General features: G+C 70.9%; 25 protein-coding genes. 8 read left to right on the top strand and 17 right to left on the bottom strand.

What is annotated here, in order from left to right; translation table 11 throughout:
- Window positions 1-22: 22 nt before the first annotated feature.
- The 3 genes from D7I44_RS13995 to D7I44_RS13985 all read left to right on the top strand — a co-directional run bounded on the left by D7I44_RS13995 (window position 23) and on the right by D7I44_RS13985 (window position 1,446).
- Window positions 23-472: a TlpA family protein disulfide reductase gene (locus D7I44_RS13995; RefSeq protein WP_120790061.1), complete on the top strand. Its 450-nt coding sequence runs from the start codon at window positions 23-25 to the stop codon at window positions 470-472.
- Window positions 459-947: a DUF4395 domain-containing protein gene (locus D7I44_RS13990; protein WP_120790060.1), complete on the top strand. Its 489-nt coding sequence runs from the start codon at window positions 459-461 to the stop codon at window positions 945-947. Before D7I44_RS13995 ends, D7I44_RS13990 begins: the two co-directional genes overlap by 14 nt.
- A gap of 70 nt (window positions 948-1,017) precedes the next feature.
- On the top strand, window positions 1,018-1,446 hold the full coding sequence (locus tag D7I44_RS13985) for an OsmC family peroxiredoxin (protein ID WP_120790059.1): 429 nt from the start codon (window positions 1,018-1,020) through the stop codon (window positions 1,444-1,446).
- 3 nt (window positions 1,447-1,449) lie between these two features.
- On the opposite strand, the gene D7I44_RS13980 is transcribed toward D7I44_RS13985, so the two are convergent.
- The 3 genes from D7I44_RS13980 to dapB are packed head-to-tail and all read right to left on the bottom strand — an operon-like array spanning window position 1,450 to window position 3,198.
- Window positions 1,450-1,986, bottom strand: a complete 537-nt coding sequence (locus tag D7I44_RS13980) for an adenine phosphoribosyltransferase (RefSeq protein ID WP_120790058.1) — start codon at window positions 1,984-1,986, stop codon at window positions 1,450-1,452.
- A gap of 10 nt (window positions 1,987-1,996) precedes the next feature.
- A complete protein-coding gene (locus D7I44_RS13975) occupies window positions 1,997-2,440 on the bottom strand; it encodes a tetratricopeptide repeat protein (protein ID WP_162940290.1) in 444 nt (147 codons plus the stop codon).
- The gene (gene dapB / locus D7I44_RS13970; protein ID WP_120790057.1) at window positions 2,437-3,198 is read right to left on the bottom strand and encodes a 4-hydroxy-tetrahydrodipicolinate reductase; all 762 of its coding nucleotides are present in this window, start codon (window positions 3,196-3,198) and stop codon (window positions 2,437-2,439) included. The genes D7I44_RS13975 and dapB overlap by 4 nt, the downstream gene beginning before the upstream one ends.
- 93 nt (window positions 3,199-3,291) lie before the next feature.
- On the opposite strand from dapB, the gene D7I44_RS13965 reads away from it, so the two are divergent.
- Window positions 3,292-3,771, top strand: a complete 480-nt coding sequence (locus D7I44_RS13965) for a GNAT family N-acetyltransferase (protein WP_120790056.1) — start codon at window positions 3,292-3,294, stop codon at window positions 3,769-3,771.
- Here D7I44_RS13965 and D7I44_RS13960 read toward each other — a convergent pair.
- A complete protein-coding gene (locus tag D7I44_RS13960) occupies window positions 3,768-4,370 on the bottom strand; it encodes a histidine phosphatase family protein (protein ID WP_120790055.1) in 603 nt (200 codons plus the stop codon). The genes D7I44_RS13965 and D7I44_RS13960 overlap by 4 nt on opposite strands.
- Window positions 4,367-5,722, bottom strand: a complete 1,356-nt coding sequence (locus D7I44_RS13955; protein ID WP_120790054.1) for a M16 family metallopeptidase — start codon at window positions 5,720-5,722, stop codon at window positions 4,367-4,369. Before D7I44_RS13955 ends, D7I44_RS13960 begins: the two co-directional genes overlap by 4 nt.
- A 208-nt stretch (window positions 5,723-5,930) precedes the next feature.
- Between D7I44_RS13955 and D7I44_RS13950 the strand changes: the two genes are divergently transcribed.
- Window positions 5,931-6,545 carry a TetR/AcrR family transcriptional regulator gene (locus tag D7I44_RS13950; protein WP_120790053.1) on the top strand — a complete coding sequence of 205 codons (615 nt, stop codon included), beginning with the start codon at window positions 5,931-5,933 and terminating at the stop codon, window positions 6,543-6,545.
- A 7-nt stretch (window positions 6,546-6,552) separates the two neighbouring features.
- Here D7I44_RS13950 and D7I44_RS13945 read toward each other — a convergent pair whose 3' ends face one another.
- The 5 genes from D7I44_RS13945 to D7I44_RS13925 form a co-directional block, all read right to left on the bottom strand.
- A complete protein-coding gene (locus D7I44_RS13945; protein WP_120790052.1) occupies window positions 6,553-7,956 on the bottom strand; it encodes a pyridoxal phosphate-dependent decarboxylase family protein in 1,404 nt (467 codons plus the stop codon).
- A 45-nt stretch (window positions 7,957-8,001) separates the two neighbouring features.
- Entirely contained in the window at window positions 8,002-9,129 is a 1,128-nt protein-coding gene (locus D7I44_RS13940; protein ID WP_162940289.1) for an aldo/keto reductase, read from the bottom strand.
- 212 nt (window positions 9,130-9,341) lie between these two features.
- Complete coding sequence (locus D7I44_RS13935) at window positions 9,342-11,597, bottom strand: polyribonucleotide nucleotidyltransferase (protein WP_120790050.1); 2,256 nt, start codon at window positions 11,595-11,597, stop codon at window positions 9,342-9,344.
- 184 nt (window positions 11,598-11,781) lie between these two features.
- Window positions 11,782-12,561, bottom strand: a complete 780-nt coding sequence (locus tag D7I44_RS13930; RefSeq protein ID WP_120790971.1) for a fructosamine kinase family protein — start codon at window positions 12,559-12,561, stop codon at window positions 11,782-11,784.
- Between the two features lie 168 nt (window positions 12,562-12,729).
- Window positions 12,730-13,935, bottom strand: a complete 1,206-nt coding sequence (locus D7I44_RS13925; RefSeq protein WP_220093774.1) for an MFS transporter — start codon at window positions 13,933-13,935, stop codon at window positions 12,730-12,732.
- A 100-nt stretch (window positions 13,936-14,035) separates the two neighbouring features.
- Between D7I44_RS13925 and D7I44_RS13920 the strand changes: the two genes are divergently transcribed.
- Window positions 14,036-14,935: a LysR family transcriptional regulator gene (locus tag D7I44_RS13920; protein WP_120790048.1), complete on the top strand. Its 900-nt coding sequence runs from the start codon at window positions 14,036-14,038 to the stop codon at window positions 14,933-14,935.
- Here the strand turns inward: D7I44_RS13920 and D7I44_RS13915 are convergent.
- The 4 genes from D7I44_RS13915 to rpsO form a co-directional block, all read right to left on the bottom strand.
- Complete coding sequence (locus D7I44_RS13915) at window positions 14,917-15,414, bottom strand: VanZ family protein (RefSeq protein ID WP_120790047.1); 498 nt, start codon at window positions 15,412-15,414, stop codon at window positions 14,917-14,919. The two genes, D7I44_RS13920 and D7I44_RS13915, sit on opposite strands and share 19 nt — an antisense overlap.
- Complete coding sequence (locus D7I44_RS13910) at window positions 15,414-16,022, bottom strand: hypothetical protein (RefSeq protein WP_162940288.1); 609 nt, start codon at window positions 16,020-16,022, stop codon at window positions 15,414-15,416. Before D7I44_RS13910 ends, D7I44_RS13915 begins: the two co-directional genes overlap by 1 nt.
- A complete protein-coding gene (locus D7I44_RS13905) occupies window positions 16,003-16,692 on the bottom strand; it encodes a lysoplasmalogenase (RefSeq protein WP_120790045.1) in 690 nt (229 codons plus the stop codon). Before D7I44_RS13905 ends, D7I44_RS13910 begins: the two co-directional genes overlap by 20 nt.
- A 126-nt stretch (window positions 16,693-16,818) precedes the next feature.
- Window positions 16,819-17,088, bottom strand: coding sequence for a 30S ribosomal protein S15 (gene rpsO / locus D7I44_RS13900; protein ID WP_120790044.1), 270 nt, complete (start codon window positions 17,086-17,088; stop codon window positions 16,819-16,821).
- A gap of 181 nt (window positions 17,089-17,269) precedes the next feature.
- Here rpsO and D7I44_RS13895 point away from each other — a divergent pair, with 181 nt between their 5' ends.
- Together D7I44_RS13895 and D7I44_RS13890 are read left to right on the top strand one after the other, a co-directional pair.
- Window positions 17,270-19,255 carry an acyltransferase family protein gene (locus tag D7I44_RS13895; RefSeq protein WP_162940287.1) on the top strand — a complete coding sequence of 662 codons (1,986 nt, stop codon included), beginning with the start codon at window positions 17,270-17,272 and terminating at the stop codon, window positions 19,253-19,255.
- Between the two features lie 9 nt (window positions 19,256-19,264).
- Window positions 19,265-20,602, top strand: coding sequence for an MFS transporter (locus D7I44_RS13890; protein ID WP_120790042.1), 1,338 nt, complete (start codon window positions 19,265-19,267; stop codon window positions 20,600-20,602).
- Between the two features lie 37 nt (window positions 20,603-20,639).
- On the opposite strand, the gene D7I44_RS13885 is transcribed toward D7I44_RS13890, so the two are convergent.
- The 3 genes from D7I44_RS13885 to D7I44_RS13875 all read right to left on the bottom strand — a co-directional run bounded on the left by D7I44_RS13885 (window position 20,640) and on the right by D7I44_RS13875 (window position 23,767).
- Window positions 20,640-21,014: an FKBP-type peptidyl-prolyl cis-trans isomerase gene (locus D7I44_RS13885; RefSeq protein ID WP_120790041.1), complete on the bottom strand. Its 375-nt coding sequence runs from the start codon at window positions 21,012-21,014 to the stop codon at window positions 20,640-20,642.
- 190 nt (window positions 21,015-21,204) lie between these two features.
- Entirely contained in the window at window positions 21,205-22,377 is a 1,173-nt protein-coding gene (locus tag D7I44_RS13880) for a PrsW family intramembrane metalloprotease (RefSeq protein WP_120790040.1), read from the bottom strand.
- A gap of 7 nt (window positions 22,378-22,384) precedes the next feature.
- On the bottom strand, window positions 22,385-23,767 hold the full coding sequence (locus tag D7I44_RS13875) for an FAD-binding oxidoreductase (protein WP_120790039.1): 1,383 nt from the start codon (window positions 23,765-23,767) through the stop codon (window positions 22,385-22,387).
- Window positions 23,768-23,797 lie beyond the last annotated feature (30 nt).

Raw genomic sequence — 23,797 nt, 5'->3', positions numbered from 1 at the left:
CCGCGCGTACCGTTTAACGGTTATGTCACCTCTCGCAGCAGTCCTCTCGGTCCTCGGCCTGATCGCCGCCGCGACCGTCGTCGGACTCGTCTGGAAGCAGCGCACGGGCCGCGTCGCTCCGGCGTCGGGCGGCGCCCAGATCGTGAGCCCGGCGGATGTCGGAGCGGCTGCGCCCTTCGGCGAGAAGGCCACCCTGCTGCAGTTCTCGACCGAGTTCTGCGCATACTGCCCGGCGACCAGGCGCGTGCTCGGCGGCCTCGCCGACGCCAACGACGGGGTCGCGCACGTCGACGTCGACCTCACCCACTCGCCAGAGCTCGCGCAGCGCTTCCGCGTGCTGCAGACGCCGACGACGCTGCTGCTCGACGGCGACGGCGCCGTGCGGGCGCGGATCGGCGGCGCTCCGAAGCGAGCCGAGCTGGAAGCATCCCTCGCCCGAATCCTCAACGGAGACGCACATGTCGCAGCCTGACCTTCGCCCCCTGCCCGGAACCCAGGGCATCGACCCGCGCGGCCCGCGCTTCTCCGCCGGGATCACCGCCGTGCTGCTCGCGGTCGACCTCGTGCTCGGCCTCGTCGGCCTGCAGCTCGCCGCGTGGATCCTGCTCGTCGTGATCGCCGTGCTGTTCCTGTGGGGCGCGGTCGCCGGCGTCCAGAAGCATCCGTACGGCGCCCTCTATCGCGCCGCGCTGCGCCCGCGGCTCGCGCCGCCCGCCGAGCTCGAGGACCCGGCCCCGCCGACCTTCGCGCAGCTCGTCGGCCTGATCATCACGGGCCTCGGCGTGATCCTGGGAATCTGGTTCCCCGTGATCGTTGTCATCGCCGCCGCGCTCGCCTTCGTCGCCGCGTTCCTCAACTCGGTGTTCGGCTACTGCCTCGGCTGCCAGATCTACCTGTTGCTCGTGCGAGCCGGGCTGATCCGTCGCGGAACCGGCACTGCCGCGTAACCCGCCCCGCTCCTAGGCTGAAACCGGATCGCACCGACGGCGGTGCGGCCGACGACCTAGGAGGCACCACATGGCTCTCACGAGCAACGCATCGGCCGTCTGGAACGGAGATCTGCCGAGCGGCAGCGGGAACATCACGCTCGACTCGTCGAAGCTCGCGACCTTCTCGTACAACTGGAAGGCGCGCTCGGAGGGTGAGAGCGGCGTCTCGACGCCGGAGGAGCTGCTGGCCGCCGCGCACGCGGGATGCTTCGCCATGGCGTTCGCGAACGAGCTCGCCTCGGCCGGCCACACCGCCACGCGCGTCTCCGCCTCAGCAGCCGTCACCTTCGACATCTCGAAGGGCGGCATCACCGGAAGCCATCTCGTCGTCGACGCCGAGGTCCCCGGGATCGCCGAGGACGAGTTCCAGCAGATCGCCGCAGCCGCGAAGGCCGGCTGCCCGGTCTCGAAGGCGCTGACCGGCATCGAGATCACCCTCGAGGCCAAACTGGCCTAGCGGCTAGTACTGCAGCAGCGAGAAGGTCTCGATGCCGCGGTCCTCGAGCTTGGCGCGGCCCCCGAGGCCGTCGAGCTCGAGGGCCACGGCGAAACCCGTCACGTGCCAGCCGGCGCGCTCCATGAGGTTGGCTGCTGCGAGGGCCGTTCCGCCTGTGGCGAGCACGTCGTCGACGATCAGCACGCGGCTGCCGACGGGCAGCTGATCGACGTGCACCTCGAGGGCGGCGACGCCGTACTCGAGGGAGTACTCCTGGCTGAGCACCGCGCGCGGCAGCTTGCCCGCCTTGCGCACGCTCAGGACACCGGCACCCGTCACGATCGAGGCGGCGCCGGCGATCAGGAATCCACGAGCCTCCAGACCGCCGAGGTACTCGAAGCGGCCCTCGAACGGCGCCGTGAGCGCGGTCGACAGTGCTTTGAGCGCCGCGCCGTCGGCGAACACGGGAGTGAGGTCGCGGAACGTCACGCCGTGCTCGGGGAAATCGGGGATCGACGCGATCAGGCTGTCGACGAGGGCTGCTTCGGGGGTGACGGTCACGGGCAGAAGCCTAGGCGTGCGGCGACTTGGAGAGCTTGATCGCCTCGCGCAGCGCCCAGCGGGCGCGACGGCGATCACCTGAGGCGTCGTAGGCGAGACCGAGCCGGAACCACGCGCGCCAGCTTCCCGGCTCTGCTTCGACCTCTGCCTTGTACTTCGGGAACTCCTCATCGGCGACCTCGCGCACCGGACGGCCGGACGCCGTCACTGCCGTCTCGACGGGCAGGCCGCCCTCGGCCGCCAGCTGCTTGACGAGCCTCTCGGTCTGGAATCCGAACCGCAGCTCCCGCCACAGCGCCCAGATCGCGATCAGCGGGAACACGATGAGCGCACAGCCCGCGATGACACCGAGCGCCGTGCCCGCCTCGAACAGCAGCACCGCGCGCTGCCCGGCGATCACGATGTAGATCAGCAGCAGCAGCGCCATGATGAGCGCGGCGATGCGGCCCTTCATCGTTCGGCCGGCGCCCCGAGGTCGATGAGGGCGTCGAGGCCGACGGTGAGCCCGGTGCGCTCGGTGGCTGCGCGCAGTGCGAGCAGGATGCCCGCCGAGTACGCGCTCGAGCTGATGACGTCGTGCCTGATGACGAGGGTCTCGCCTTCCGCGCCGAACGTGACCTCCTGGCGGGCGGAGACGCCGGGCAGTCGCAGGCTGTGGATCGGCACGGAGCCCACCTGCTGACCACGCGCCCGCTGGTCGATGTGCGGTGCGGACACCGGCCCGAGCTCGCCCCGCGCCTCCTGGATCAGCTCTGCGGTGCGCACCGCCGTGCCCGACGGCGAGTCCACCTTGCCGGCGCCGTGCGTCTCGACGATCTCGATCGCGTCGAAGAACCGGCTGGCCGCCGCAGCGAACGCGGTGCCGAGGGCGCTTCCGAGGGAGAAGTTGGGGATGACGACGACGCCGCGCTCCGGATGCGCGGCGAGCAGGGGCTTCAACGTCGCGAGCCGATCGGCCGACCAGCCGGAGGTGCCCACGACGACGTTGCGCCCGTGGGTCACCGCGTAGTCGACGATGGCGTGGCTCACCTGGGGCAGCGTCACGTCGAGGACGACGTCACTCGGGGCATCCGCCGCCCCCAGCATCTCGGCGTGCTCGCTGCGCGACCCGAGCCGCGCCACCACCTCGAAACCGTCCGCCTGGTCGAGAAGCGCCGTCGCCGCCGAGCCGAGCTTGCCGGTCGCTCCGACCACGGCCACGCGGATCGTCATACCCCGTGCCTTTCTGTTCGCCGGTCCCTGCCCGGCGAACTCGGTGAGGCGCCGTACACGCCGCCGCTTCACCTCAACCCTACTGTTGGAGCCATGCCGTTCGAACCCGTGCCCGTCACCGATGCCCGCGCCGATGAGCTGCTCACGGAGTACTTCGCCTACCGCTCCGCCACCTTCCCCGTCGCCGACGGCTATGTGGTCAAGCCACCGGACGCCGCCGTGTTCACCCCGCCGGCGGGCGAGTTCGTGCTCGCTCTCAACGAGTCGGGGACGGCGATCGGATGCGGCGGCATCAGGCGCCTGCCCGACGACGTGCTCGGCGGCGAGCCGCGCACGGTGTGGGAGGTCAAGCACCTGTGGGTGCGGGATGCCGGCCGCGGACGCGGCACCGGGCGGGCGCTGCTCGCCGAGCTCGAGCGCCGGGCAGCGGCATTCGGTGCGACGACGGTCGTGCTCGACACGAACGCGAGCCTCGTGGCCGCGAACGCGCTGTACGCCTCGAACGGCTACGTGGCGATCCCGCCGTACAACGACAACGGGAACGCGACGACCTGGTTCCGCAAGGACGTCTAGAACGGCAGCACGTCGGGCAGACCCGTGCGCAGCTCGGCCGGCAGGTGCCCGAGATCGTTGAAGACCAGCAGCTCCGGCTTCTTGGCCGGGCGGTGGCGGATGACGGTGAGCGACGCGTTCGCGGCGTTGAGGCCGAGCCACCGCCACGTCGGGGCGTCCATCACCTCGCGCACGAACCATGCGATCACGAAGTTGTGCGTGATCAGCAGGTCGTGGCGCTCGGCGCGCGACGGCGAGAGGAACTCGGCGACCGCATCGTCCATCTGCGCGTGGCCCGCCTCGATGCGCGCCTCGCTGATGCCGTGGAAGAACGGCTCGAACGACTTCGGCGTGCCGGGCTCGGGCCCTGAGGGGATGCAGTCGAACAGCAGGTTCGACGGCTCCGGGTCGATCGCGGGCAGGCGCTCGGCGAGCACGCGGGCGGTCTGCTCGCCGCGCATCAGCGGTGAGTGGTACGTGCCGGTGAACGGCACGCCGCCGAGACGGTCGGCGAGCATGCGCACCTGCCGGATGCCGCGCGGCGAGAGCGGCCCGTCCTCCATGCCGTGCTCGGCGTCCTGCTGCTCGCCATGGCGCACGAGGTACAGATAGTGCGTCATCCGAGGCCCAGTCCGGCGAAGGCGCTCGCGTCGAGGTCGCCGACCGCGGCGAGCGCCGGCTGCACTGCCGCGAACTCTGCGGCGAGCTCGCGCACCTGAGCGGAGGTGACGAGGGCGAGCCTGCGCAGGCTCTCGTCGAGATCGCTGAACTCACCCATGCCGACCTCGGCGCGGCCGAGCCGCGTCATGCGAGTGTCTGAGTCCTCGAGGGCGAGCGCGGTCGCGCCGGAGAGCTGGCCTACCGCGCGCCGCAGCTCCTCCCCCGTGATGCCGAACTCGGCGAGGCGGGCCAGTTCGTCGCGCGCCAGCTCGACCACCTGCGGCGCCTTGTGCGGCGCGCAGCCCGCGTAGACGCCGAACAGTCCGGCATCCGAGAAGCCCGCTGCGAACGAATACACCGAGTAGGCGAGCCCGCGCTTCTCGCGGATCTCCTGGAACAGCCGGCTCGACATTCCCCCGCCCAGCACGGCATTGAGCACCGCGAGCGCCGAGCGCCGCTCATCGGTGGCCACGAGCCCGGGCACGCCGAGGAACAGGTTCACCTGCTCCACCGGGCGCTGGATGGTGACCACGGATGAGCGGTACCCCAGCTCCGCCGGTGCAACCGGACGGCGGGCGGCCGGCTGCGCGTCGTCGGGGAATTCGCCGCGGGCGAGGGCCGCCGTCACATCGGCGACGAGGCGGTCATGGTCGACGGCCCCGGCCGCCGCGACGACGAGGTGCTCTGGCCGGTGCGTTGCGCGATAGTGCTGCCACACTCCGTCGCGGGTCGCAGCGCGGATGGTCGCGGGGTCCCCGCCGATGGGGCGGCCGAGCGGATGCCTGCCCAGCACCGCCTTGTAGAGCTGCTCGCTCGCGGCATCCGCTGGGTCGTCGTCGGCCATCGCGAGCTCTTCGAGGATCACTTGGCGCTCGTTGTCGAACTCGTCAGGGTCGATCACGCTCGAGCTGATCATGTCGCCGATCACCTCGACGGCCATCGACAGATCCTTGTCCTGCACCTTGGCGTAGTAGCAGGTGTACTCCTTGCTCGTCGCCGCGTTGTGCTCGCCGCCGACCGCGTCGAACGAGACGGCGATCTCGAGGGCGGTGCGCGACGGCGTGCCCTTGAACAGCAGGTGCTCGAGGAAGTGGGTCGAGCCGAAGCTCGCGCTGTGGCCCTCGTCGCCGCCCGTCTCGTCGCGTGAACCGACCGTCACCCAGAATCCGACAGTGGCGCTGCGCGCCCCCGGGACCCGCTCGCTCAGGACGCGGGCGCCGTTCGGCAGCACTGTGCGCCGCACCAGCGCGTCGCCAGAGGCCGCGAACGCCAACTCGACCGCGTCGAGCGGGAGGGACACTGCGCCGTTCATCACCTGCCACTCTATGGCGGACGACGAGGCCGCCGCACCGCCGGGACGCGCCCCCTGAACTCGGGACACGCGAAGAGCGCGTGTCCCCCGGGATGAGGACCCGAAGGCGAGGGTCTAGATATACTGACGACTTGAGCGTCGACCCCGCGCTTGCCTTGGTTTTCCCTTGCCATCAGCATTTTCTCAGCCCGTCAGAAGGACTCGCTGCATGATTCCGACCGCCATTGCGCCTCGGCCGCCCGCACCTGCGAAGCTGAAGATCCTCGACGTCGCCGACCAGCTGTTCTACAACGAGGGCATTCACACCGTCGGCGTCGATCGGATCATCACCGAGGCGCACGTCACCAAGGCCACCTTCTACAAGCACTACCGTTCGAAGGACCTGCTGATCGTCGCCTACGTCGAAGGCAGGCACCTGCGGGCGAAGCAGCTCATCGACGAAGCGCGCAGCGACCTCAGGGACGCGGCCGACGTGCTGCGCGCGCTCGCCACGCTGATCGGCCAGATCGCGACGCGGCCCGGCTTCCACGGCTGCCCGTTCATCAACGCAGCCGCCCAGTTCGGCGACCCGAGTCACCCCGTGCGCCAGGCGGTCAGCCGGCACCGCGGCTGGGAGCGGTCCCTCGTCGCCGAGCTCGTCGACGAGCTGGGCCACGCGGCTCCCGAGGACGCGGTCGACGACCTGATCCTGTTCCGCGACGGCGCGCTCTCCGGCAGCAACGTCGGCGACCCGGAGCGCGCCTATCGCGCGCTGGCGCGCGCGATCGAGCGGATCATCGCCGAGCGCTCGGCCGGCGCAGCCGAGCAGCTGCTCACCGCATAGCTCGGGCTCACGCGAGACCGACGGATTCCTGGGCGAGCCCCGCCTTCGCCGCAGCGCGGGTCACCGCGTCGATCGTGCGTGCGACCGCTTCGGCGTCCGTGTGCGCATTGCTGACCGAGAAGCGGAGGACGGCCTGCCCGTGCCAGCGCGACGGCGAGGCATACGCGACCCCGTCGGCGAGCAGCGCGTCGCCGAGCGCGACCGTGGCCTCGTCGCCGGTCGCGGCGACGCACACCTGGGTGAACACCACGTCGTTCACGACGCACAGCCCTGGGATGCCGCCGAGTCCTGCCGCGAGGCCCGCCGCCGCCCCGGCGAGCCGGTCGACGAGCGCCACGACCCCGTCGCGGCCGAGTTCGCGCAGCGCCGCCCACACGGGCACCCCGCGGGCCCGCCGGGAGAGCTCGGGCACGAGGTCGTGCGGCTCCGACATGGTGCCGTCTTCGGGAAGGTAGGCCGCGGTGAAGCCCATCGCCTCGGTGAGCGCGCTGCGGTCGGCGACGACGGCGACGCCGCAGTCGTATGGGGTGTTCAGGGTCTTGTGCGCGTCGGTCGCCCACGAGTCCGCTGCGGCGAACCCGGCCGTGAGGTGCCGGAACCGGGGCGAAGCGGCGGCCCATAGCCCGAATGCGCCGTCGATGTGCGCCCAGGCGTCGGCCGCGTGGATGACGTCGACGGCCGCCGCGAAGTCGTCGAAGGCGCCCGAGTGCACATTGCCGGCCTGCAGCGCGACGATCGCCGGCCCCTCGCCCTCAGCCAGCGCCGCCTCGAGAGCCGCGACGTCGATGCGGCCCTCGTCGTCCGCCGGGATCAGCCGCGGCAGCCCGAGCCCGGCCATGCGGCCCGCGGACTCGACGGACTCGTGGCGCTCCGCGCCGGCAAGGAAGCGGACCTTCGGGCCGCCCGCGAGGCCGTCGCGTCCGCTCCTCCAGCCGGCCCGCTCCAGTACCCGGTCTCGTGCGGCGGTCAGGCAGGTGAAGTTCGCCGTCGTCGCGCCCGTCACGAACCCCACGCCGGAGACAGCCGGAAGGCCGAGCAGCTCGAGCACCCAGCCGGCGGCGAGCTCCTCAGCTCCCGTCGTCGTCGGGGTGAGCCGCATGCCCGTGTTCTGATCCCACGCGCTGACCAGCCAGTCGGCGCCGAGCGCCGCGGGGAGCGTGCCGCCGATGACGAATCCGAAGAAGCGCGACGACGGCATGCCGACGAGGCCCGGCTCGCCCGCGGTGGCAAGATGCTCGACGACCTCGGGTGCCGGCGTGCCGTGCGACGGCAGCTCGCGCCCCAGCGCGTCCTTGATCTGGTCGATGTCGGCATGCGGTGCGATCGGCCGCTCGGGCAGGCTGGCGAGCCAGCGGCTCGCGTTCCGGTGCGCCACCTCCAGCGCTTCAGCGAATTCTTCGAGCTCGCTCATGGGAGAAGATCATGTCGCGCTCGCGGCTCCGCCGCCAGACGCCGCTCAGCGTGCGGTCTCGACCGCCCTGTCGAGCTCGAGCATCTCCGCTCGCGTGAGCCGCACGGACCCCGCGTCCATCAAGAGGTCGACCTGTTCCGGCCGGGTGACCTGCACGATCGGCGCGACCACGCCCCGTTTGGCGAGCAGCCATGCGAGCTGGGCCGTGACGGGCGCGATGCCGAGCTCTGCCGAGACGCGGTCGAGCGCGACGCCGATGCGGTGCTCGCGCCCGCGGCCCGCGAGCACATCGATCGCCCGCTCGGGCTCCGGCTTCACGACCCGCGCGTTGACCGCCTGGCTGAGCCGGGCGCCGCGGCCCCAGCCGGAGAGCACCTTGGGCGGCAGCGACGGGCTCGCGAGCGCGAGCGAAGCCGCCGTCGCGTCCGGCAGGAGGGCGAGCTGCTGCGCGGCAGCGACCATGCGCATCTCTGCGTCGCTCGCGACCTTGTCCGTGATGTCCCAGTCGAGGCGGACCGCGGCGATGCGCGGCAGGCCGTTGCCCGCCAGCACACGCGCCTCGAGCAGCTGGTCACCGGTTGCGCCGACCGCACCGAGGTGCCGCACCTTCCCCGCGACGACGAGCTCGTCGGCCGCGCCGAGCAGCTGGTCGACGCTGAGGTCGAGGCGCGCCGCCTCCCCCAGATCGAGCACGAGCAGGTCGATGCGCTCGAGACGCAGCCGCTTCAGCGCGGCCTCGACGGCGCGCACGAGTCGGTTCGAGCCGCTCGCGCGACCGCCGTCGCGGGCGACCGATGGCGTCAGCATCGTCAGCACCTTGGCTGGCCTGCTCGATGCGAGCCAGCTGGCGACGAGTTCCTGGCTGTGCCCTGAGCCGTCTTCGTCGCCGACGTCGTAGAGGCTGCCGCCGCGCGTGGCGAAACGGTGCAGGATGCGCCCGGCCGCGACCTCGTCGACGGCGGCGAGGCGGCCCGTTCCCAATGCGAACGGGAACGCGGACAGCTCGGTGTCGCCGACGCGCCGCTCGGCGAGGATCGGCACCGGCCGCGTGAATGCGGCGTCGTCGGCCGCGAAGATCGTCGCCTCGACGTCAGCGCTGTCGTGACCTGTGAGGGACCCCCGGCCCGACTGGCTGATGTGCTCGCGCGCCCCGACGGGCGAGTAGTCGCTCACGAGCCCCCCTTCCCCTGTGATGGCGATGCCCCCGCACCGCCTCACGGAATGAGGTTATGTCACGCCTCCGACATCCACGGGCATCCACCCGTACGAATCGCGCAACCGTTATGAAATGTTCGCCCAGCGGACAATGCAGGGCACTAAAAGGGCGGATGCCTGCGCCGAGAACACTCGGCACAGGCATCCGCGCTGTCGTCGATCGCTCGCGCCTACTCGGCGGCGACGGTCTCCTCCGCCGGGGCGTCAGCCTCGGCCTCGGCGATCACCGGGGCGAGCGACAGCTTGCCGCGGTCGTCGATCTTGGTGATCTCGACGAGGATCTTCTGGCCGACGCCGAGCACGTCCTCGACGTTCTCGACACGCTTGCCGCCGGCGAGCTTGCGCACCTCGGAGATGTGCAGCAGGCCGTCCTTGCCGGGCAGCAGCGAGATGAACGCGCCGAAGGTCGCGATCTTGACGACCGTGCCCAGGAACTGCTCGCCGACCTCGGGGTTCGTCGGGTTGGCGATCGCGTTGACCTGCGCACGCGCGGCCTCGGCGCTCGGGCCGTCGGTGGCGCCGATGTAGACGGTGCCGTCCTCTTCGATCGAGATCTCGGCGCCGGTCTCGTCCTGGATGGCGTTGATCGTCTTGCCCTTCGGGCCGATCAGCTCGCCGATCTTGTCGGTCGGGATCTGCACGCTGATCACGCGCGGAGCGGTCGGAGCCATCTCGTCCGGGCCGTCGATCGCCTGGTTGATGACACCCAGGATCGTGATGCGGGCGTCGTGCGCCTGCTGCAGCGCGCCGGCGAGCACCGACGACGGGATGCCGTCGAGCTTCGTGTCGAGCTGGATCGCGGTGACGAACTCGGAGGTGCCGGCGACCTTGAAGTCCATGTCGCCCAGCGCGTCCTCCGCGCCGAGGATGTCGGTCAGCGCGGCGTACTTGGTCTCGCCGTCGACCGTCTCGGAGATGAGGCCCATCGCGATGCCCGCGACCGGAGCCTTCAGCGGCACACCCGCGTTGAGCAGCGACAGCGTCGAGGCGCAGACGGAGCCCATCGAGGTCGAGCCGTTCGAGCCGAGCGCCTCGGAGACCTGGCGGATGGCGTACGGGAACTCCTCGCGCGAGGGCAGCACCGGCACGAGCGCGCGCTCTGCCAGGAATCCGTGGCCGATCTCGCGGCGCTTCGGGCTGCCGACCCGGCCGGTCTCACCGGTCGAGTAGGGCGGGAAGTTGTAGTGGTGCAGGTAGCGCTTGTGCGTCACCGGCGAGAGCGAGTCGATCTGCTGCTCCATCTTGAGCATGTTCAGCGTGGTGACGCCGAGGATCTGGGTCTCGCCGCGCTGGAAGATCGCCGAGCCGTGGACGCGCGGGATGACCTGCACCTCGGCGTCGAGCGGGCGGATGTCGCGCAGGCCGCGACCGTCGATGCGGATGCCCTCGGAGAGGACGCGGCCGCGCATGACCTTCTTGGTGACCGACTTGTAGGCGGCGGACACCTCGCCGAGCGTCGACTCGGGCAGCTCGCCCGCCTCGACCTTGGCCGCGATGGCCTCCTTGACGCGCGCCTTGAGGGCGTCGTCGGCGTTCTGGCGCTCGATCTTGTCGGCGATCCGGTAGATCGGGCCGAGCTCGGCGAGCGCGAGCGCCTCGACGGCGGCGTAGCTCTCAGCGGTGTAGGGCAGGAAGACCGGGTACGGCTGGACCTCCTTGGCCGACTGCGCGGCGAGTGAGGCCTGCGCCTCGACGAGGGTCTTGATGAACGGCTTGGCCGCCTCGAGGCCCTGGGCGACGACGTCCTCAGAGGGCTTGGTCGCGCCGGCCTTGATGAGGTCCCAGCTGCCTTCCGTGGCCTCGGCCTCGACCATCATGATCGCGACGTCCTCGTTGCCGGCGGCGTCGGTGATCACGCGGCCCGCGACGACGATGTCGAACACCGCGTCGGCGAGCTGGCTGTGCTTGGGGAATGCGACCCACTGGTCGCCGATGAGCGCGAGGCGCACACCCGCGATCGGGCCGCTGAACGGCAGGCCCGAGATCTGGGTCGATGCGGATGCCGCGTTGATCGCGAGCGCGTCGTAGAACTCGTCGGGCGCGATCGAGAGGACGGTGATGACGATCTGCACCTCGTTGCGGATGCCGTCGGCGAACGACGGGCGCAGAGGGCGGTCGATGAGACGGCAGACGAGGATCGCCTCGGTCGAGGGGCGGCCCTCGCGGCGGAAGAACGAGCCGGGGATCTTGCCGGCGGCGTACGAGCGCTCTTCGACGTCGACGGTCAGCGGGAAGAAGTCGAAGTTGTCCTTCGGCTGCTTGCTGACGCTCGTCGCGGAGAGCAGCATCGTCTCTTCGTCGAGGTAAGCGGCGACGGCGCCCTGCGCCTGCTGCGCGAGGCGGCCGGTCTCGAACCGGACGACGCGCTTGCCGAACTTGCCGTTGTCGAGAACGGCCTCGGCGAACTTGATTTCAGGACCTTCCATTAAGGTCTTACTCCTTTGGGTTCCGCGCCGCCGTGTTGCGGACGCGGGCGTACAGCGGAGCAGGAAAAACAGGACTGAGCACTAGCTCGTGCTGGCCACCAGTAGAAGAGCGCGGACAAGAGCTTCCGAAATCCACCACCGAGGACCAGCCTCCTGTCGGCCTGCCCCTACAGGCCCAATTCTATCAGTGGGACTCCGCCGAATGCCGGTAGTGCCAGACGGCCTGCGCCGCGGCGAACAGTTCCTGCCCGTAGCCGCGGCCGTAGCTCGCCGCGTGCACGGCGAGTGGATGGAGCTGATGCAGCGGAATCCGCGCGCGCCAGCCCGCATGCAGCGGGTGCACGCTCTCGTAGCCGGCGATGAGCTCGTTGAGGTGCGGAGCTCCGAACAGCGCGAGCATCGCGAGGTCTGTTTCGCGATGGCCGCCGTGCGCAGCCGGGTCGATCAGCACGCCGCCGCGCTCGTCCCACAGCAGGTTGCCGTTCCACAGGTCGCCGTGCAGACGCGCAGGTGGCTCGCCGTCGTCGAACTCGCCGTCGGCGATGAAGCCGCACAGTTGCCGGACAAGACGCGCCTCCCCGCTCGTCACGCTGCCCGCGTCCTCCGCGATGTCGAGGAACGGCAGCACGCGGTCGCGGGCATAGAACGCGCCCCAGCTCGCGTCGTGCGCGTATGCCTGGGGCCGATCGCCGATGAACCCGGGGCCGGCCCATCCGGCGGGCGGTGCTCCGAAGGCGTCGGCGCCTGCGTCGTGCGTGCGCGCCAGCGCCGCACCGAATGCGCGTGCGGCTTCCGGCGTCGGCCGCGCCGGCTGGATGCGCTCGAGCTCGATACGGCCGGACGCGACCGCGATCACGGCCGCGACGCGGGCTCCCCCAGCATCCGTCGCCGCGGCGAGCCAGCGCAGCCCCGCCGCCTCCGACTCGAAGAATCCGTCGGGCGCAGCCGGGTTCTGCTTGACGATGGTCTCCACCCGTCCAGTCTCGCTCGGTCGTCAGTAAGTCAGGCCGTGCACCCACAGAACCGGACTTTGGGACGACCGAGCGCGGTGTGCAGCAGTGGGTCGTCGAAAAGTCATCCGGCACGCGTGGTTGACCGGACTAATCGACGACCGGCGTCGATGCCGCCTCGGTCAGCGGCGGCGGAGCATGGGAACGGCGGTTGCGATGACGATGGCGAGGACGGCGAGCGCGAAGCCGACGAGGACGCCGGGGATCGGGAAGAAGGCGAGCGCGACGCCGACCGCGATCACGGGGATCGTCAGGCCCGCGTACGCCGCCAGGAACATCGCGGCGAGCACCTCACCCCGGTTGTCAGGGCGAGCGGATGCCGCGGCGACGCCGATCGACGAGGTGAAGACGAGCCCGACGCCGGCGCCCGCGATGACACCGGCGACCAGGAAGAGCGCGAGCGACGGCGCGAGGCCGACGATCGCGACGAGGCCGAGACCCACGACCATCAGGCCGACGCCGAGGCGCAGCTTCTGAGTGCGCTCCACGCGGGCGAACACGAACTGGGAGACGGCGCTCGCGCCCATCACGGCGAAGACGACGACGCCCGCGACCAGATGGCTCTGGATGTGCAGCAGCCCGATCACGATGCTCGCGGTGAGCGCCGTGAAGAAGCCGAAGACGCTGAACGCGGCCGCCGCGCCGATCGCGGCCGCCCCGAAGGTCGCCCGCGCGTCGTCGGGGATGCTGACCTTCTGCGGTGCGTACGGACGGCGGGATGCCCGGACGTCGACGGTCTCCGGCACGAAGAGCGCGAACACGATCGTCACCGCGAGCAGTCCGAGGAAGATCGCGAACGGCGTGAACACGGGCGCGGGCAGGAACTGAGCGATCAGGCCGCCGAGCAGCGGGCCGAGCGCGAGACCGCCCGTGTTGATCACGGTCGCGACCGTGCCGGCGGTGGCGCCGTCCTCGTCGGGGTGCGACACCGCGCGCAACTCGGCGAGGTACGCGGTGGCCGTCGCGGTCAGCATTCCGATGCCGACGCCCGAGACGAAGCGCGCCACGAGCAGGCCGGACAGATCGTTCCAGAACAGGAACATCACGGCGGCGAGCGCCTCCACCCCGACCGCCGCGAGGACGATGCGCCGCCGGCCGAGCCAGTCACTGACGTGGCCTGCGAGATACAGCGCCACCATCACGCCCACCGCGTAGGCGGCGAAGACGATGGTGACGACGTAGCCGGGGAACCCGTCACGCTGCTCGTAGATCGGATAGAGCGGGGTCGGCACGGTCGAGAACGCCATCGCGAACAGGAACGCGACGGCGATGATCCAGAACCCTGCGTGGTGCGCCGCGCGGCCTGCGGTGCGGCTCTCGGCGGTCATTGTTGTCATGGTAGGGAGAACCGGGGCAGGCATCCGTTCATTCATCATCGCCGACGAATGTTCTTGCAGACACAAATCGGATTCCTCGATAATCGGGGTCGTGGACGGACGCCAGCTCGAGATCTTCGCCGCCGTCGCCGAGGAGAGCAGCTTCAGCCGCGCCGCCCGGCGGCTCTTCGCGGCGCAGTCGACCGTCTCGGCGGCCGTGCGCTCCCTTGAGCAGGAGCTCGGCGCGAAGCTGTTCGAGCGCTCGACACGCTCGGTCGAGTTGACCGCGTTCGGCGAGACCGCGCTCAGCGACGCCCGCGTCGCGCTCGAGGCGATGGAGCGCATCCGCACCCTCGCCTCGCCGGAGACTGCCGGTCTGCGCGGGCGGGTGCGTCTCGGGATCTTCTCGAATCTCGAGTTCCTCGACCTTCCCGAGCTGCTCGGGCGCTTCCATCGGGAGCATCCGCTCGTGAACCTGCGCCTCGTCGTCTCGAGCGCGGGGTCGAGCGGGCTGCTCGACGACATCAGGCACGGGCGCCTCGACGTCGCACTGGTCGGGCTGCCCGCGCAGGATCTCGCCGGCCTCGACGCGACTCCGCTCGGCGAGGCCGAGTTCACGGCGGTGCTTCCGGCCGGGCATCCGCTCGCCTCTCGCCGGTCGCTGACGCTCGCCGATCTCGCCAGCGAGCCGTTCGTGGACTCGCCGCCCGGCTTCGGAAACCGGCTGGCGGTCGATCGCGCGTTCGAGGCGCTCGGGAGCCCGCGAACGGTGGTCGCGGAAGTGCCTGAGCTCCCGAGTGTTCCCCGGTTCGTCGCTCAGGGTCTCGGCGTGGCGGTCGTGCCGATGATCACCTCCATGAGCGGCGTCGACGTGGTCGCCGTGCCGCTGCGGGACGGTCCGCTATGGACCCTGTCGGCCATCGCGCCGCTGCGGCACAGTGCGGCCGCCGACGCCATGCTCGAGCTGCTGCAGGCCCGGCGGGGCGGCACCCCTCAGGCCACGTTGCGGTAGCGCGTCAGCTCGGCCTCGAGCTCGCGGATGCGGTGCCGGTCGCGCTCGCGCCGGTAGGCGGGGATCGTGACGATGAGCGCCACGATCACGCCGATCGCGCCGCCCACGCTGTTGGAGACGATGTCGCGCACATCGGAGACGCGCCCGGGGATGAACCGTTGCGCCGTCTCGATGAAGCCCGTCATCGCCACGCACAGCAGCACCGCCGCCCACCAGAACCGGCGGCCGAGCAGCAGGACGAGGAACAGGCCGATCGGCGCGAACATCGCGATGTTGGCAGCGAACTCGACGTGGTCGTACGTCAGCTGGGCGGCGAGACCCGGCCACCGTGACGCCGCGAGCTCACGGCCTTCGCGCAGCGCCTCGACGAGCCAGTCCTGGCGCTGATGGTCGAGCGGCTGCGGCCCGAGCGTGACCCACGCGACGAGCGCCAGGTAGGCGAGCGTCAGCGGCGCGAGGACCGGGTGGCGGCGGAACATCAGGCGACGACCCCCGCCTCGCCGACGCGCAGGCCCTCGAGGCGCACATCGACCTTGAACGCGCGCTCGACGCCGGTCACCTCGGCCGGCACGACCGCGTAGCGACCGGCCGCTCGCAGCTCGTCGAGCACACCCTGCCAGCCGACCTGGGCGTGGTCGCTGAGCCGGCCGACATGGTAGAACCGGCCGGCGGTGAGCAGGTACACGGCGACGTCTGAGCGCAGACCGAGCCAGCTGCCCGCGTCGGGCACGAGCAGCGCGCGCAACCCATCGGCTCCCCGCGCGGCGGCGGCGCTGATGGCGTACTGGTGCCTGTGCACGTCGGCGACCGCACTCGGGCCGCCCGCGGTGGCGGACTCGGCGAGCTCAAGCCCGTCGAGACGCTTCAGCTGCCCTTCCGCCGTGAAGTTCGGGCCACGGCGGCGGGCCCCGATCACGAGCGCCACGACGAGTGCGGCGCCGTAGACGACCGTGACGACGATGCCCGTGACATAGGCGCCGATCGCGTGCAGATCGTACAGCGGGCTGGTCGCCGCCATGAGCAGGAACAGCACGAGCCACGGCAGCGGCGCCCAGCGCCAGAAGGGCTTACGACGTGGCCTGGGCATCCTGCAACGCTACTGGTACAGCGCTGGGCGTGCGCCGCACGGTACGTGTGAGCCCGATGGCAATCAGCGCCTCGGCCGCCGTGTAAGTGAGCATCACCCAGAAGCCGGACTGCGGCAGCGCGAGATCGGGCCGGAAGAGGTGGATCGCGAGCAGCCCGTCGGAGACGATGAAGACGAGCCCGCCAACGCCGAGCAGACGCGAGGTGTAGGCGGCCACCGCAGCCATCGTGCACAGGGCGAGCCCATAGAGCATGACGGCGGGCAGCATCGCCCCGACGTGTGTGACCAGCAGGCTGAGCAGCGCGAGGTACAGAGCGACGAACGGCATCGCGTGCCGCCAGGTCCAGCTCGGATTCCGGTGGCGGATCGCCCGCCGCGTGAACGCGACGATGAAGCTGACGTGCGCGAGCAGGAACGAGCCGAGCCCGAAGACGAACGAGACGCCGAGCAGCACGTCGCCGCCCCACGAGAACAGCAGCGCGAGCACGAGCCACGCGGTCACGGGGCTGCGCAGCGGCGTGATCGTGAGCAGCACCGCGAGGATCAGCAGAGGCATCAGCGCCCACTGCGAGTACCGCGCGAGGGCATCGAGGTGGGCGAGGTCGGCAATCAGGTTGACGACGGCCGCTGCGGCGTAGGGGAGGTAGGGCAGGAACGTCTTTGTTCGCATGGTGAGCAGATGCTATAGCCCAGGCATCCGCTCATTGAAAAAGGGCCGTCAACCGAGAACGGGTGACGGCCCTTGAAGCCTTGAGAGGCTGCCGCGTCGGGCTGGGACCGGCGCGCGATCAGCGCTCTATCGACGCAAACCCAGACGCTCGATCAGAGCGCGGTAGCGCTCGATGTCGATCTCCTGCAGGTAGCCCAGCAGGCGGCGACGGTGACCGACCAGGATCAGCAGACCACGACGCGAGTGGTGGTCGTGCTTGTGCTCCTTGAGGTGCTCGGTCAGGTCTTTGATCCGCTTGGTGAGGATCGCGACCTGGACCTCAGGGGATCCGGTGTCACCGGGGTGGGTAGCGTACTCGTCGATGATCGCCTTCTTGGCCTCTGAATCAAGTGCCATGGATGGGATCCCCTTTCTCTCGCTGCGCGGTGCCCGGGGCAGGATGCCTGAGCTCTCTTGTTCCGCGGCCGTCGGACGGCAACCTTGAAAGTCTAGCAGAGGGCGGCCCCGGCTCAGAATGCGGCCGACTTCGTCGCCTGCCTCAACGTTGCTCCCAGGCCGAATGGGGAACCTGACACGTATGCGGGGCACACGATCGGACATCCAGGGCCTGCGCGCCCTGGCGGTCGCAGCAGTCGTACTCGACCACGCTGGCCTGCCGGGGGTCGGCGGCGGCTACGTCGGCGTCGACGTCTTCTTCGTCGTCTCCGGCTTCCTCATCACCGGCCAGCTGGCCCGGCGGCTCGGGGCGACCGGGCGCATCGGCTTCGCCGACTTCTACGCGCGCCGCGCCCGCCGCATCCTGCCCGCATCGCTCACGGTGCTCGCGCTCACAGCCGGCGGGGTGCTGCTGTTCGTGCCGCCAACGCTCAGATCACAGGCGATGGCGGATGCCGCGGCGGTCGCGCTCTACGCACCGAACTACGTCTTCGCGGCACGCGGCACCGACTACCTCGCCAACCCGACGCCGTCGGTGTTCCAGCACTACTGGTCGCTCGGCGTCGAGGAGCAGTTCTATCTGCTGTGGCCCGCCCTGATCGGCCTCGCGTGGCTGCTGCTGCGCCGCCGCCGCGCGGCGATCGGCGGGGTGCTGGGGCTTCTGGCCGCCGCGTCCTTCATCGCGGGACTGGTGCTGACCCAGACGAACCAGCCGTGGGCGTTCTTCGCGCTGTGGCCGCGCGCGTGGGAGCTCGCTGCGGGCGGTCTGCTCGCCCTCGCCGCGCCGCGGGTGGCACGGCTGCTGCCGTCGTGGGCCGCCCGCTTCCTCGGCTGGGCAGGGCTCGCCGGAATCGTCGCAGCATGCACGCTGTTCACCGCCGACACCGTGTTCCCCGGCACGGCGGCACTGCTGCCCGTTCTCGCGACCGTCGCGGTGATCGCCGCCGGCGAAGTGCCCGCGCGCGGCTCGGTCGGCGGCCTGCTCGGGCTGCGCCCCTTCCAGTTCCTCGGTGCGATCTCGTATTCGCTCTACCTCATGCACTGGCCGATCGAGCAGCTGCCGCAGGCGGCGGTCGGGTACGAGAATCCGTTGCCGCTCGCTCTCAAGCTGGCCCTCGCCGGCGTCGCCGTGCCGATCGCGTGGGCCATGTACCGGTTCCTCGAGAACCCGGTGCGGCACGCCTCGGCGCTCGCCGCCGCGGGCCCTCGGCGCAGCCTGCTGGCGGCGCTCGGCGGCAGCGGGGTGCTGGCCGCGGCATCCGCCGTCGCCATCGTGCTGACCGCCAACCCGACCCTGCATGCCGGGCGCGACGTCGCCGACCAGGCGCCGACCGCGCCGGTGAAGTCGACCGCCTTCGTGCCGGGGAACCTGAAGCCGCCGCTCTCCAAGGCGTCGAGCGACAACCCGTCGCTGTACAGCGACGGCTGCGAGCTCGACTTCTCGGCGTCCGAGCCGAAGCCGTGCGGCTTCGGCCCGGACGGCGCGCCGACCGTCGTGCTCTGGGGCGACTCGGCGGCCGCCCAGTGGGCGCCCGGGCTGCAGCAGGCGATCGAGTCCTCGGGCAGCCGGCTCGTCACCCAGACGAAGAGCGGCTGCGCATCGACGCTCGTGACCCACGTGAAGGACGGCGAGGCGTACCCGTCGTGCGACGCGTGGCGGAAGAACGTGCTCGCGCAGCTGGCGGCCGACCCGCCCGCCGTGATCGTGCTCGCCGACTACGCCAATGAGGAGTTGCCGAAGGGGGCAGACCCGGAGAAGACCTGGGCCGACGGAATCGCCGACACGATCTCTCGGCTGCCCGCGCAGTCGAAGGTGCTGCTGCTCGCGGACAGTCCCGACTTCGGGACGAGCCCGATCGAGTGCCTGTCGCGGCATGTCGAAGACGCGGACGCGTGCGCCCGGCCTGCGGCCGTCGCGCTGCGCTCCCCCGGCCGCGTCGCGACCTTCCGCGCCGCGGGTGACACCCGTGCGGACCTCATCGACCTGACGCCGTACTTCTGCGCGGACACCTGCCCCGCGATCGTCGGCGACACGCTCGTGTACCGCGACTCGCACCATCTGACCGCGAGCTATTCGAGCGAGCTGGCCGCGCCGCTCGCGACGAAGCTGGCGCCCTACCTGCCGTAGCCTTGACCGGTGAGCGACCCGGACCATCCCGCCTCCGCCGCGCCCGCACGTCGCTCGCTGTTCGTCGACACGACTCCCCTTCGGGAGAGCCCGCCGTTCGCGCGCCTCTGGGGCGGCAACGCGATCGCCGGCATCGGCAGTCAGATCACGGTCGTCGCCGTCGGGCTGCAGATCTACGACATCACCCACTCGACGCTCGCGGTGTCGTTCGTGGCGCTGTTCGCACTCGGGCCGATGGTCGTCTTCGGCATCTACGGCGGGATGCTCGCCGATGTCTTCGATCGGCGGAAGGTGGCGCTCATCTCGGCGCTCGTCGCGTGGGCGGCGACCGCGGGGATCTGCGCGCTCGCGTGGCTGCACAACGAGACCGTGTGGCCGCTCTACGTGCTGACCATGCTGAACACGGTCGGGGCGACCGTGTTCGCCTCAGCCGACACCGCCATCACCCCGCGGCTGCTGCGCAAGGAGCTGCTGCCCGCGGCGGCCGCGCTGAACGGCATCTCGGCCGCGATCTCGATCACCGTCGGCCCCGCGGTCGCCGGGGTGCTCGTCGCCGCCGTCGGCTTCGCCCCGACCTTCTCCATCGACGTGGTGACCTTCACCTGCGCCTTCCTCGCCGTGCTGCTGCTGCCGCCCGTCGTGCCGGAGCCCGGCGCCGAACGGCCGGGGCTGCGCTCGCTCATCGAAGGCGCGCGCTTCCTGCGGCGCGCTGCCAATATCCGCACCTCGTTCATCGCCGACATCATCGCGATGACCTTCGGGCAGCCGCGCGTGCTGCTGCCCGCGGTCGGCGCCCTGCTGATCGGCGGCGGGGCCGTCACCGTCGGCGTGCTGACCGCCGGCTACGCGATCGGCGGCCTGATCTCCAGCGTGTTCTCCGGCCCGCTCGGGCACGTGCGGGCGCAGGGCCGCGCCGTCGGGAGGGCGATCACCGTGTACGGCGCCGCGATCCTCGCCTTCGGCGTGGTGCTGCTCGTCCAGAGCCTCGACGGGCACGGGCGCGTCTCGCAGCACTGGGGCGATGTGCACTGGCCATCGCTCATCGCCGCAGCCGCGGCGCTGCTCGTCGCCGGTGGCGCCGACAACGTGAGCGCCATCTTCCGCGGGACGATCCTGCAGGCATCCGCCCCTGATGCCATGCGCGGGCGCATTCAGAGCGTCTTCATCGTCGTCGTGACCGCCGGGCCGCGCGTCGGCGACCTCTACATCGGCGCCGTGAGTGCGATCTGGGTCGCACTGTGGCCTGGGCCGGTCGCCGGCGGCGTCCTGATCGTCGTGCTGATCTTCGTGCTGATGCGCACACAGCGCTCGTTCCGCGAGTACGACGCCCTACATCCGGTCGCGTGAACGGAGAAGGCCCCGGCGAACCGGGGCCTTTCGCGTGTTACTTCACGCCCAGAAGGTCGATGACGAAGATCAGCGTCTGACCGCCGAGCGGGTGGCCGCTGCCGGCCGGGCCGTAGGCGAGGTGCGGCGGGATGGTCAGCTTGCGGCGGCCGCCGACCTTCATGCCGGGGATGCCTTCCTGCCAGCCGGCGATCAGCCCGCGCAGCGGGAATTGGATCGACTGGCCGCGGCCCCACGACGAGTCGAACTCCTCGCCGCTGTCGAAGCCCACGCCGACGTAATGCACGTCGACGGTGGCACCGGGGACGGCCTCCGCGCCGCTGCCGACCTCGAGGTCGACGATCTCGAGCTCGGTGGGAGCGGCGCCCTCGGGCGCCTCGATCTCGGGCTTGGTCTTTTCGGTATCTGCCATGCCGTCAATCAAAGCGGCTCAGGCCAGCCGCGCGCAAAGCGATCAGCGGATGCCCAGCCGCTCTTGCCTGTTCGGCGGCCTCGCGGGACACTAGAGGCAAGAACTCGCCGACCGCTCGCGTTGCAGGCACAGCCGCACCAGGGTCGGCGAGTTTGCATGTGTAGGCGGTGCGGGCGGCACTCCGCTGGTCTCAGCCCGCCAGCACGTGCCGCCGGTCGTCTGTCACGACGCGCAGCAGGCGCAGCTCGTCACGCTGCGCCCGCACCCGCCCGTGGTTGCTCTGGATGCGCTGCCGCGTGTACGCGAGCGCCGTCGCATCCCGGATGAAGCGACGCATGGCGCGTCTCGCGCGCGGCCCACGGCCGCGCGCCCACAGCCGGGCCTGTCTGCGCCCGCTGCTCGTGCCGAGCAGGTCGACCTCCGCCGGCGTGAACCAGCCTGCGCGCGCATACATCGTGAGCGCCTGATAGGTGAGCTGGGCGTCGCGGCGGCGGGCGAGCAGAACGAAGACGGCGACGAGGGCGAAGATCGGCAGCTCGACGATCAGGTAGAAGAAGAACGCGCCGTTCTCGTTGAAGGCCGAGCCCAGGTTGAAGCCGGCGTGCAGCACGATCGCGAGCGCGAGGCCGCCGAGGAACAGACCGACCGTGCGGCCGACGCTGCGCTGACCGCGCGCCGCGTAGCCGAGCGCGATGCCCGTGCACGAGGTGAAGGTCAGGTGCGCGAACGGCGAGAGGATGCCGCGCACATAGAAGGTGTACGCGAGATCGGTGTCGCCGCCGTCGCGCAGGGCGAGCCCGAAGTACTGGATGTTCTCGACGAAGGCGAAGCCCGCGGCGATCGTCGCCGCGTAGACGACCCCGTCGACCGGCCCGTCGAAGGTGCGCTGGGCGATCAGGAAGATGATCAGCACGCCGACGCCCTTGGCGACCTCCTCGACGATCGGCGACTGCACCGTGATCATGAAGAACTGGCTGCGGCTCACGCCGAGGTGATGGCTGTAGACGTTGAGCGTCTCGTCGACGACGAGCGCCGTGAGGATCGACACGCCCGCACCCCAGAGGAAGGCGAAGGCGCGCGCGACGAACGGCTCCGGTTCCCAGCGGTCGACCCAGCGCACCACCGCGAGCACCGCCACGAGCGGCACGAGGGCGATTAGGCCGTTCAGCACGACGCCGTCGACGCCGAGCACACTCACGAGATAGGCGACGACCCAGAGCACCGCGATCGCGCAGATCGCGATGCCGACCACGATCAGGGCCGCCATCCGCACGTTGCGCGGGCGGCCCGAGACCGTGGGCAGCAGGGATGCGATCGGCCCCGCCGCCGACGTCGGCGGCGCGTACGGATCGGTGGCGCTCATCGGAACCTCACTCGATGATCTCGAACACCTTGCCGGGGTTGAGGATGCCCCGCGGGTCGAACACAGTCTTCACCTGGCGTTGAAGAGCATACGAGTCGGGGCCCAGCTCGTCGATGAGATGGTGGCGCTTCAGGATGCCGACGCCGTGCTCGCCCGTGAGGGTGCCGCCCAGCGCGAGCGCGACCCGGAACAGCGCATCGGCCGCCTGCTGCACGACCGGTGTCACCGCCCCGCCGTCGACCACGAAGTTCGGGTGCAGATTGCCGTCGCCGGCGTGCGCCACCGTCGGAATGCGCACGCCGTACCGCGCCGAGATCTCGGCGATCGCGTCGAACGCGTCGGCGAGGCGCGAGCGCGGCACCGAGACGTCTTCGATGAGCACCTCGCCGCGGGCTGCGAGGGCGGGGTGGAACGCGCGGCGGATGCTGAGCAGCTGTTCCCCCGTCGCGGCATCCGTCGACACCCTGGTCTGCCCGCCCGCCTGCTCGATGAGTTCGACGGCGTGCAGCACCGTCTCAGGCGCAGGCGACTCATCGAACTGAACGAGCAGGAATCCGTCGCCGCTCGCGTGCCCCATGGCGCTGTGGATCACCTCGTCGCCGAGGTAGGCGCGGATCGCCTCGAGCGCCTGCCCGTCGAGCAGCTCCATCACGGCCGGGCGCAACCGCGCGGCGACCACCGCACTCGACGCGGCGGCCGCCTGGCGGATCTGCGGGAAGAACGCGCCGACCGTCACGACGTCGCCGGCCGGCCGCGGCAGCACGCGCACGGTCGCCTCGACGACGACCCCGAGCGTGCCCTCGGATCCGACGAAGAGCGCCGTCAGGTCATAGCCCGTGACGCCCTTGACGGTGCGGTGGCCCGTCGTGAGCAGCCGCCCGTCGGCGAGCACCACCTTGAGGCCGAGCACCGCCTCGCGCGTGACGCCGTATTTCGCGCACAGCAGGCCGCCGGCGTTCGTCGCGATGTTGCCGCCGATCGACGAGATCGCCTTGCTGGCCGGGTCGGGGGCATACCAGAGCCCGTACGGCTCGAGGGCCGCGTCGAGGTCGGCGTTGATGACGCCCGGCTCGACGACGGCGAGCTCGTTCGCCGGATCGATCTCGATGATCTGGTTCATCTTGGCGACCGAGAGCACGATCACGCCCGCGTCCCCGACGGCACCGGCCGCGAGCCCCGTGCCGGTGCCGCGCGGCACGACGCCGACGCCGGCCTCGTTCGCGAGCCGCAGCGTCGTCTGCACGTGGTCGACACTGCTCGCCTCGACCAGCGCGAGCGGGGCGGACGCCGACAGGAATCCGGATTTGTCGGTGCGCACCGCCTCGAGGCGGACGGGGTCGATGGTGACCACGTCACCCAGCTCGGCGGTGAGACGGGCGACGAGATCCATCCCCCGATGCTATTGCCGTCTTACGATTGA

Origin of the sequence: Gryllotalpicola protaetiae (genome assembly GCF_003627055.1) — a bacterium.
Classification (GTDB): Bacteria; Actinomycetota; Actinomycetes; order Actinomycetales; family Microbacteriaceae; genus Gryllotalpicola; species Gryllotalpicola protaetiae.
Note: the sequence above shows the minus strand (reverse complement) of the source record. Positions and strands in the feature narration are given on the sequence as shown.

Bases quoted from the DNA above. Each gene is read 5' to 3' on its own strand.
- D7I44_RS13995 (WP_120790061.1), top strand. From the start codon at position 23: ATGTCACCTCTCGCAGCAGTCCTCTCGGTCCTCGGCCTGATCGCCGCC.
- D7I44_RS13990 (WP_120790060.1), top strand. From the start codon at position 459: ATGTCGCAGCCTGACCTTCGCCCCCTGCCCGGAACCCAGGGCATCGAC.
- D7I44_RS13985 (WP_120790059.1), top strand. From the start codon at position 1,018: ATGGCTCTCACGAGCAACGCATCGGCCGTCTGGAACGGAGATCTGCCG.
- D7I44_RS13975 (WP_162940290.1), bottom strand. From the start codon at position 2,440: ATGAAGGGCCGCATCGCCGCGCTCATCATGGCGCTGCTGCTGCTGATC.
- dapB (WP_120790057.1), bottom strand. From the start codon at position 3,198: ATGACGATCCGCGTGGCCGTGGTCGGAGCGACCGGCAAGCTCGGCTCG.
- D7I44_RS13965 (WP_120790056.1), top strand. From the start codon at position 3,292: ATGCCGTTCGAACCCGTGCCCGTCACCGATGCCCGCGCCGATGAGCTG.
- D7I44_RS13960 (WP_120790055.1), bottom strand. From the start codon at position 4,370: ATGACGCACTATCTGTACCTCGTGCGCCATGGCGAGCAGCAGGACGCC.
- D7I44_RS13955 (WP_120790054.1), bottom strand. From the start codon at position 5,722: ATGAACGGCGCAGTGTCCCTCCCGCTCGACGCGGTCGAGTTGGCGTTC.
- D7I44_RS13950 (WP_120790053.1), top strand. From the start codon at position 5,931: ATGATTCCGACCGCCATTGCGCCTCGGCCGCCCGCACCTGCGAAGCTG.
- D7I44_RS13945 (WP_120790052.1), bottom strand. From the start codon at position 7,956: ATGAGCGAGCTCGAAGAATTCGCTGAAGCGCTGGAGGTGGCGCACCGG.
- D7I44_RS13935 (WP_120790050.1), bottom strand. From the start codon at position 11,597: ATGGAAGGTCCTGAAATCAAGTTCGCCGAGGCCGTTCTCGACAACGGC.
- D7I44_RS13925 (WP_220093774.1), bottom strand. From the start codon at position 13,935: ATGACCGCCGAGAGCCGCACCGCAGGCCGCGCGGCGCACCACGCAGGG.
- D7I44_RS13915 (WP_120790047.1), bottom strand. From the start codon at position 15,414: ATGTTCCGCCGCCACCCGGTCCTCGCGCCGCTGACGCTCGCCTACCTG.
- D7I44_RS13910 (WP_162940288.1), bottom strand. From the start codon at position 16,022: ATGCCCAGGCCACGTCGTAAGCCCTTCTGGCGCTGGGCGCCGCTGCCG.
- D7I44_RS13905 (WP_120790045.1), bottom strand. From the start codon at position 16,692: ATGCGAACAAAGACGTTCCTGCCCTACCTCCCCTACGCCGCAGCGGCC.
- rpsO (WP_120790044.1), bottom strand. From the start codon at position 17,088: ATGGCACTTGATTCAGAGGCCAAGAAGGCGATCATCGACGAGTACGCT.
- D7I44_RS13895 (WP_162940287.1), top strand. From the start codon at position 17,270: ATGCGGGGCACACGATCGGACATCCAGGGCCTGCGCGCCCTGGCGGTC.
- D7I44_RS13885 (WP_120790041.1), bottom strand. From the start codon at position 21,014: ATGGCAGATACCGAAAAGACCAAGCCCGAGATCGAGGCGCCCGAGGGC.
- D7I44_RS13880 (WP_120790040.1), bottom strand. From the start codon at position 22,377: ATGAGCGCCACCGATCCGTACGCGCCGCCGACGTCGGCGGCGGGGCCG.
- D7I44_RS13875 (WP_120790039.1), bottom strand. From the start codon at position 23,767: ATGGATCTCGTCGCCCGTCTCACCGCCGAGCTGGGTGACGTGGTCACC.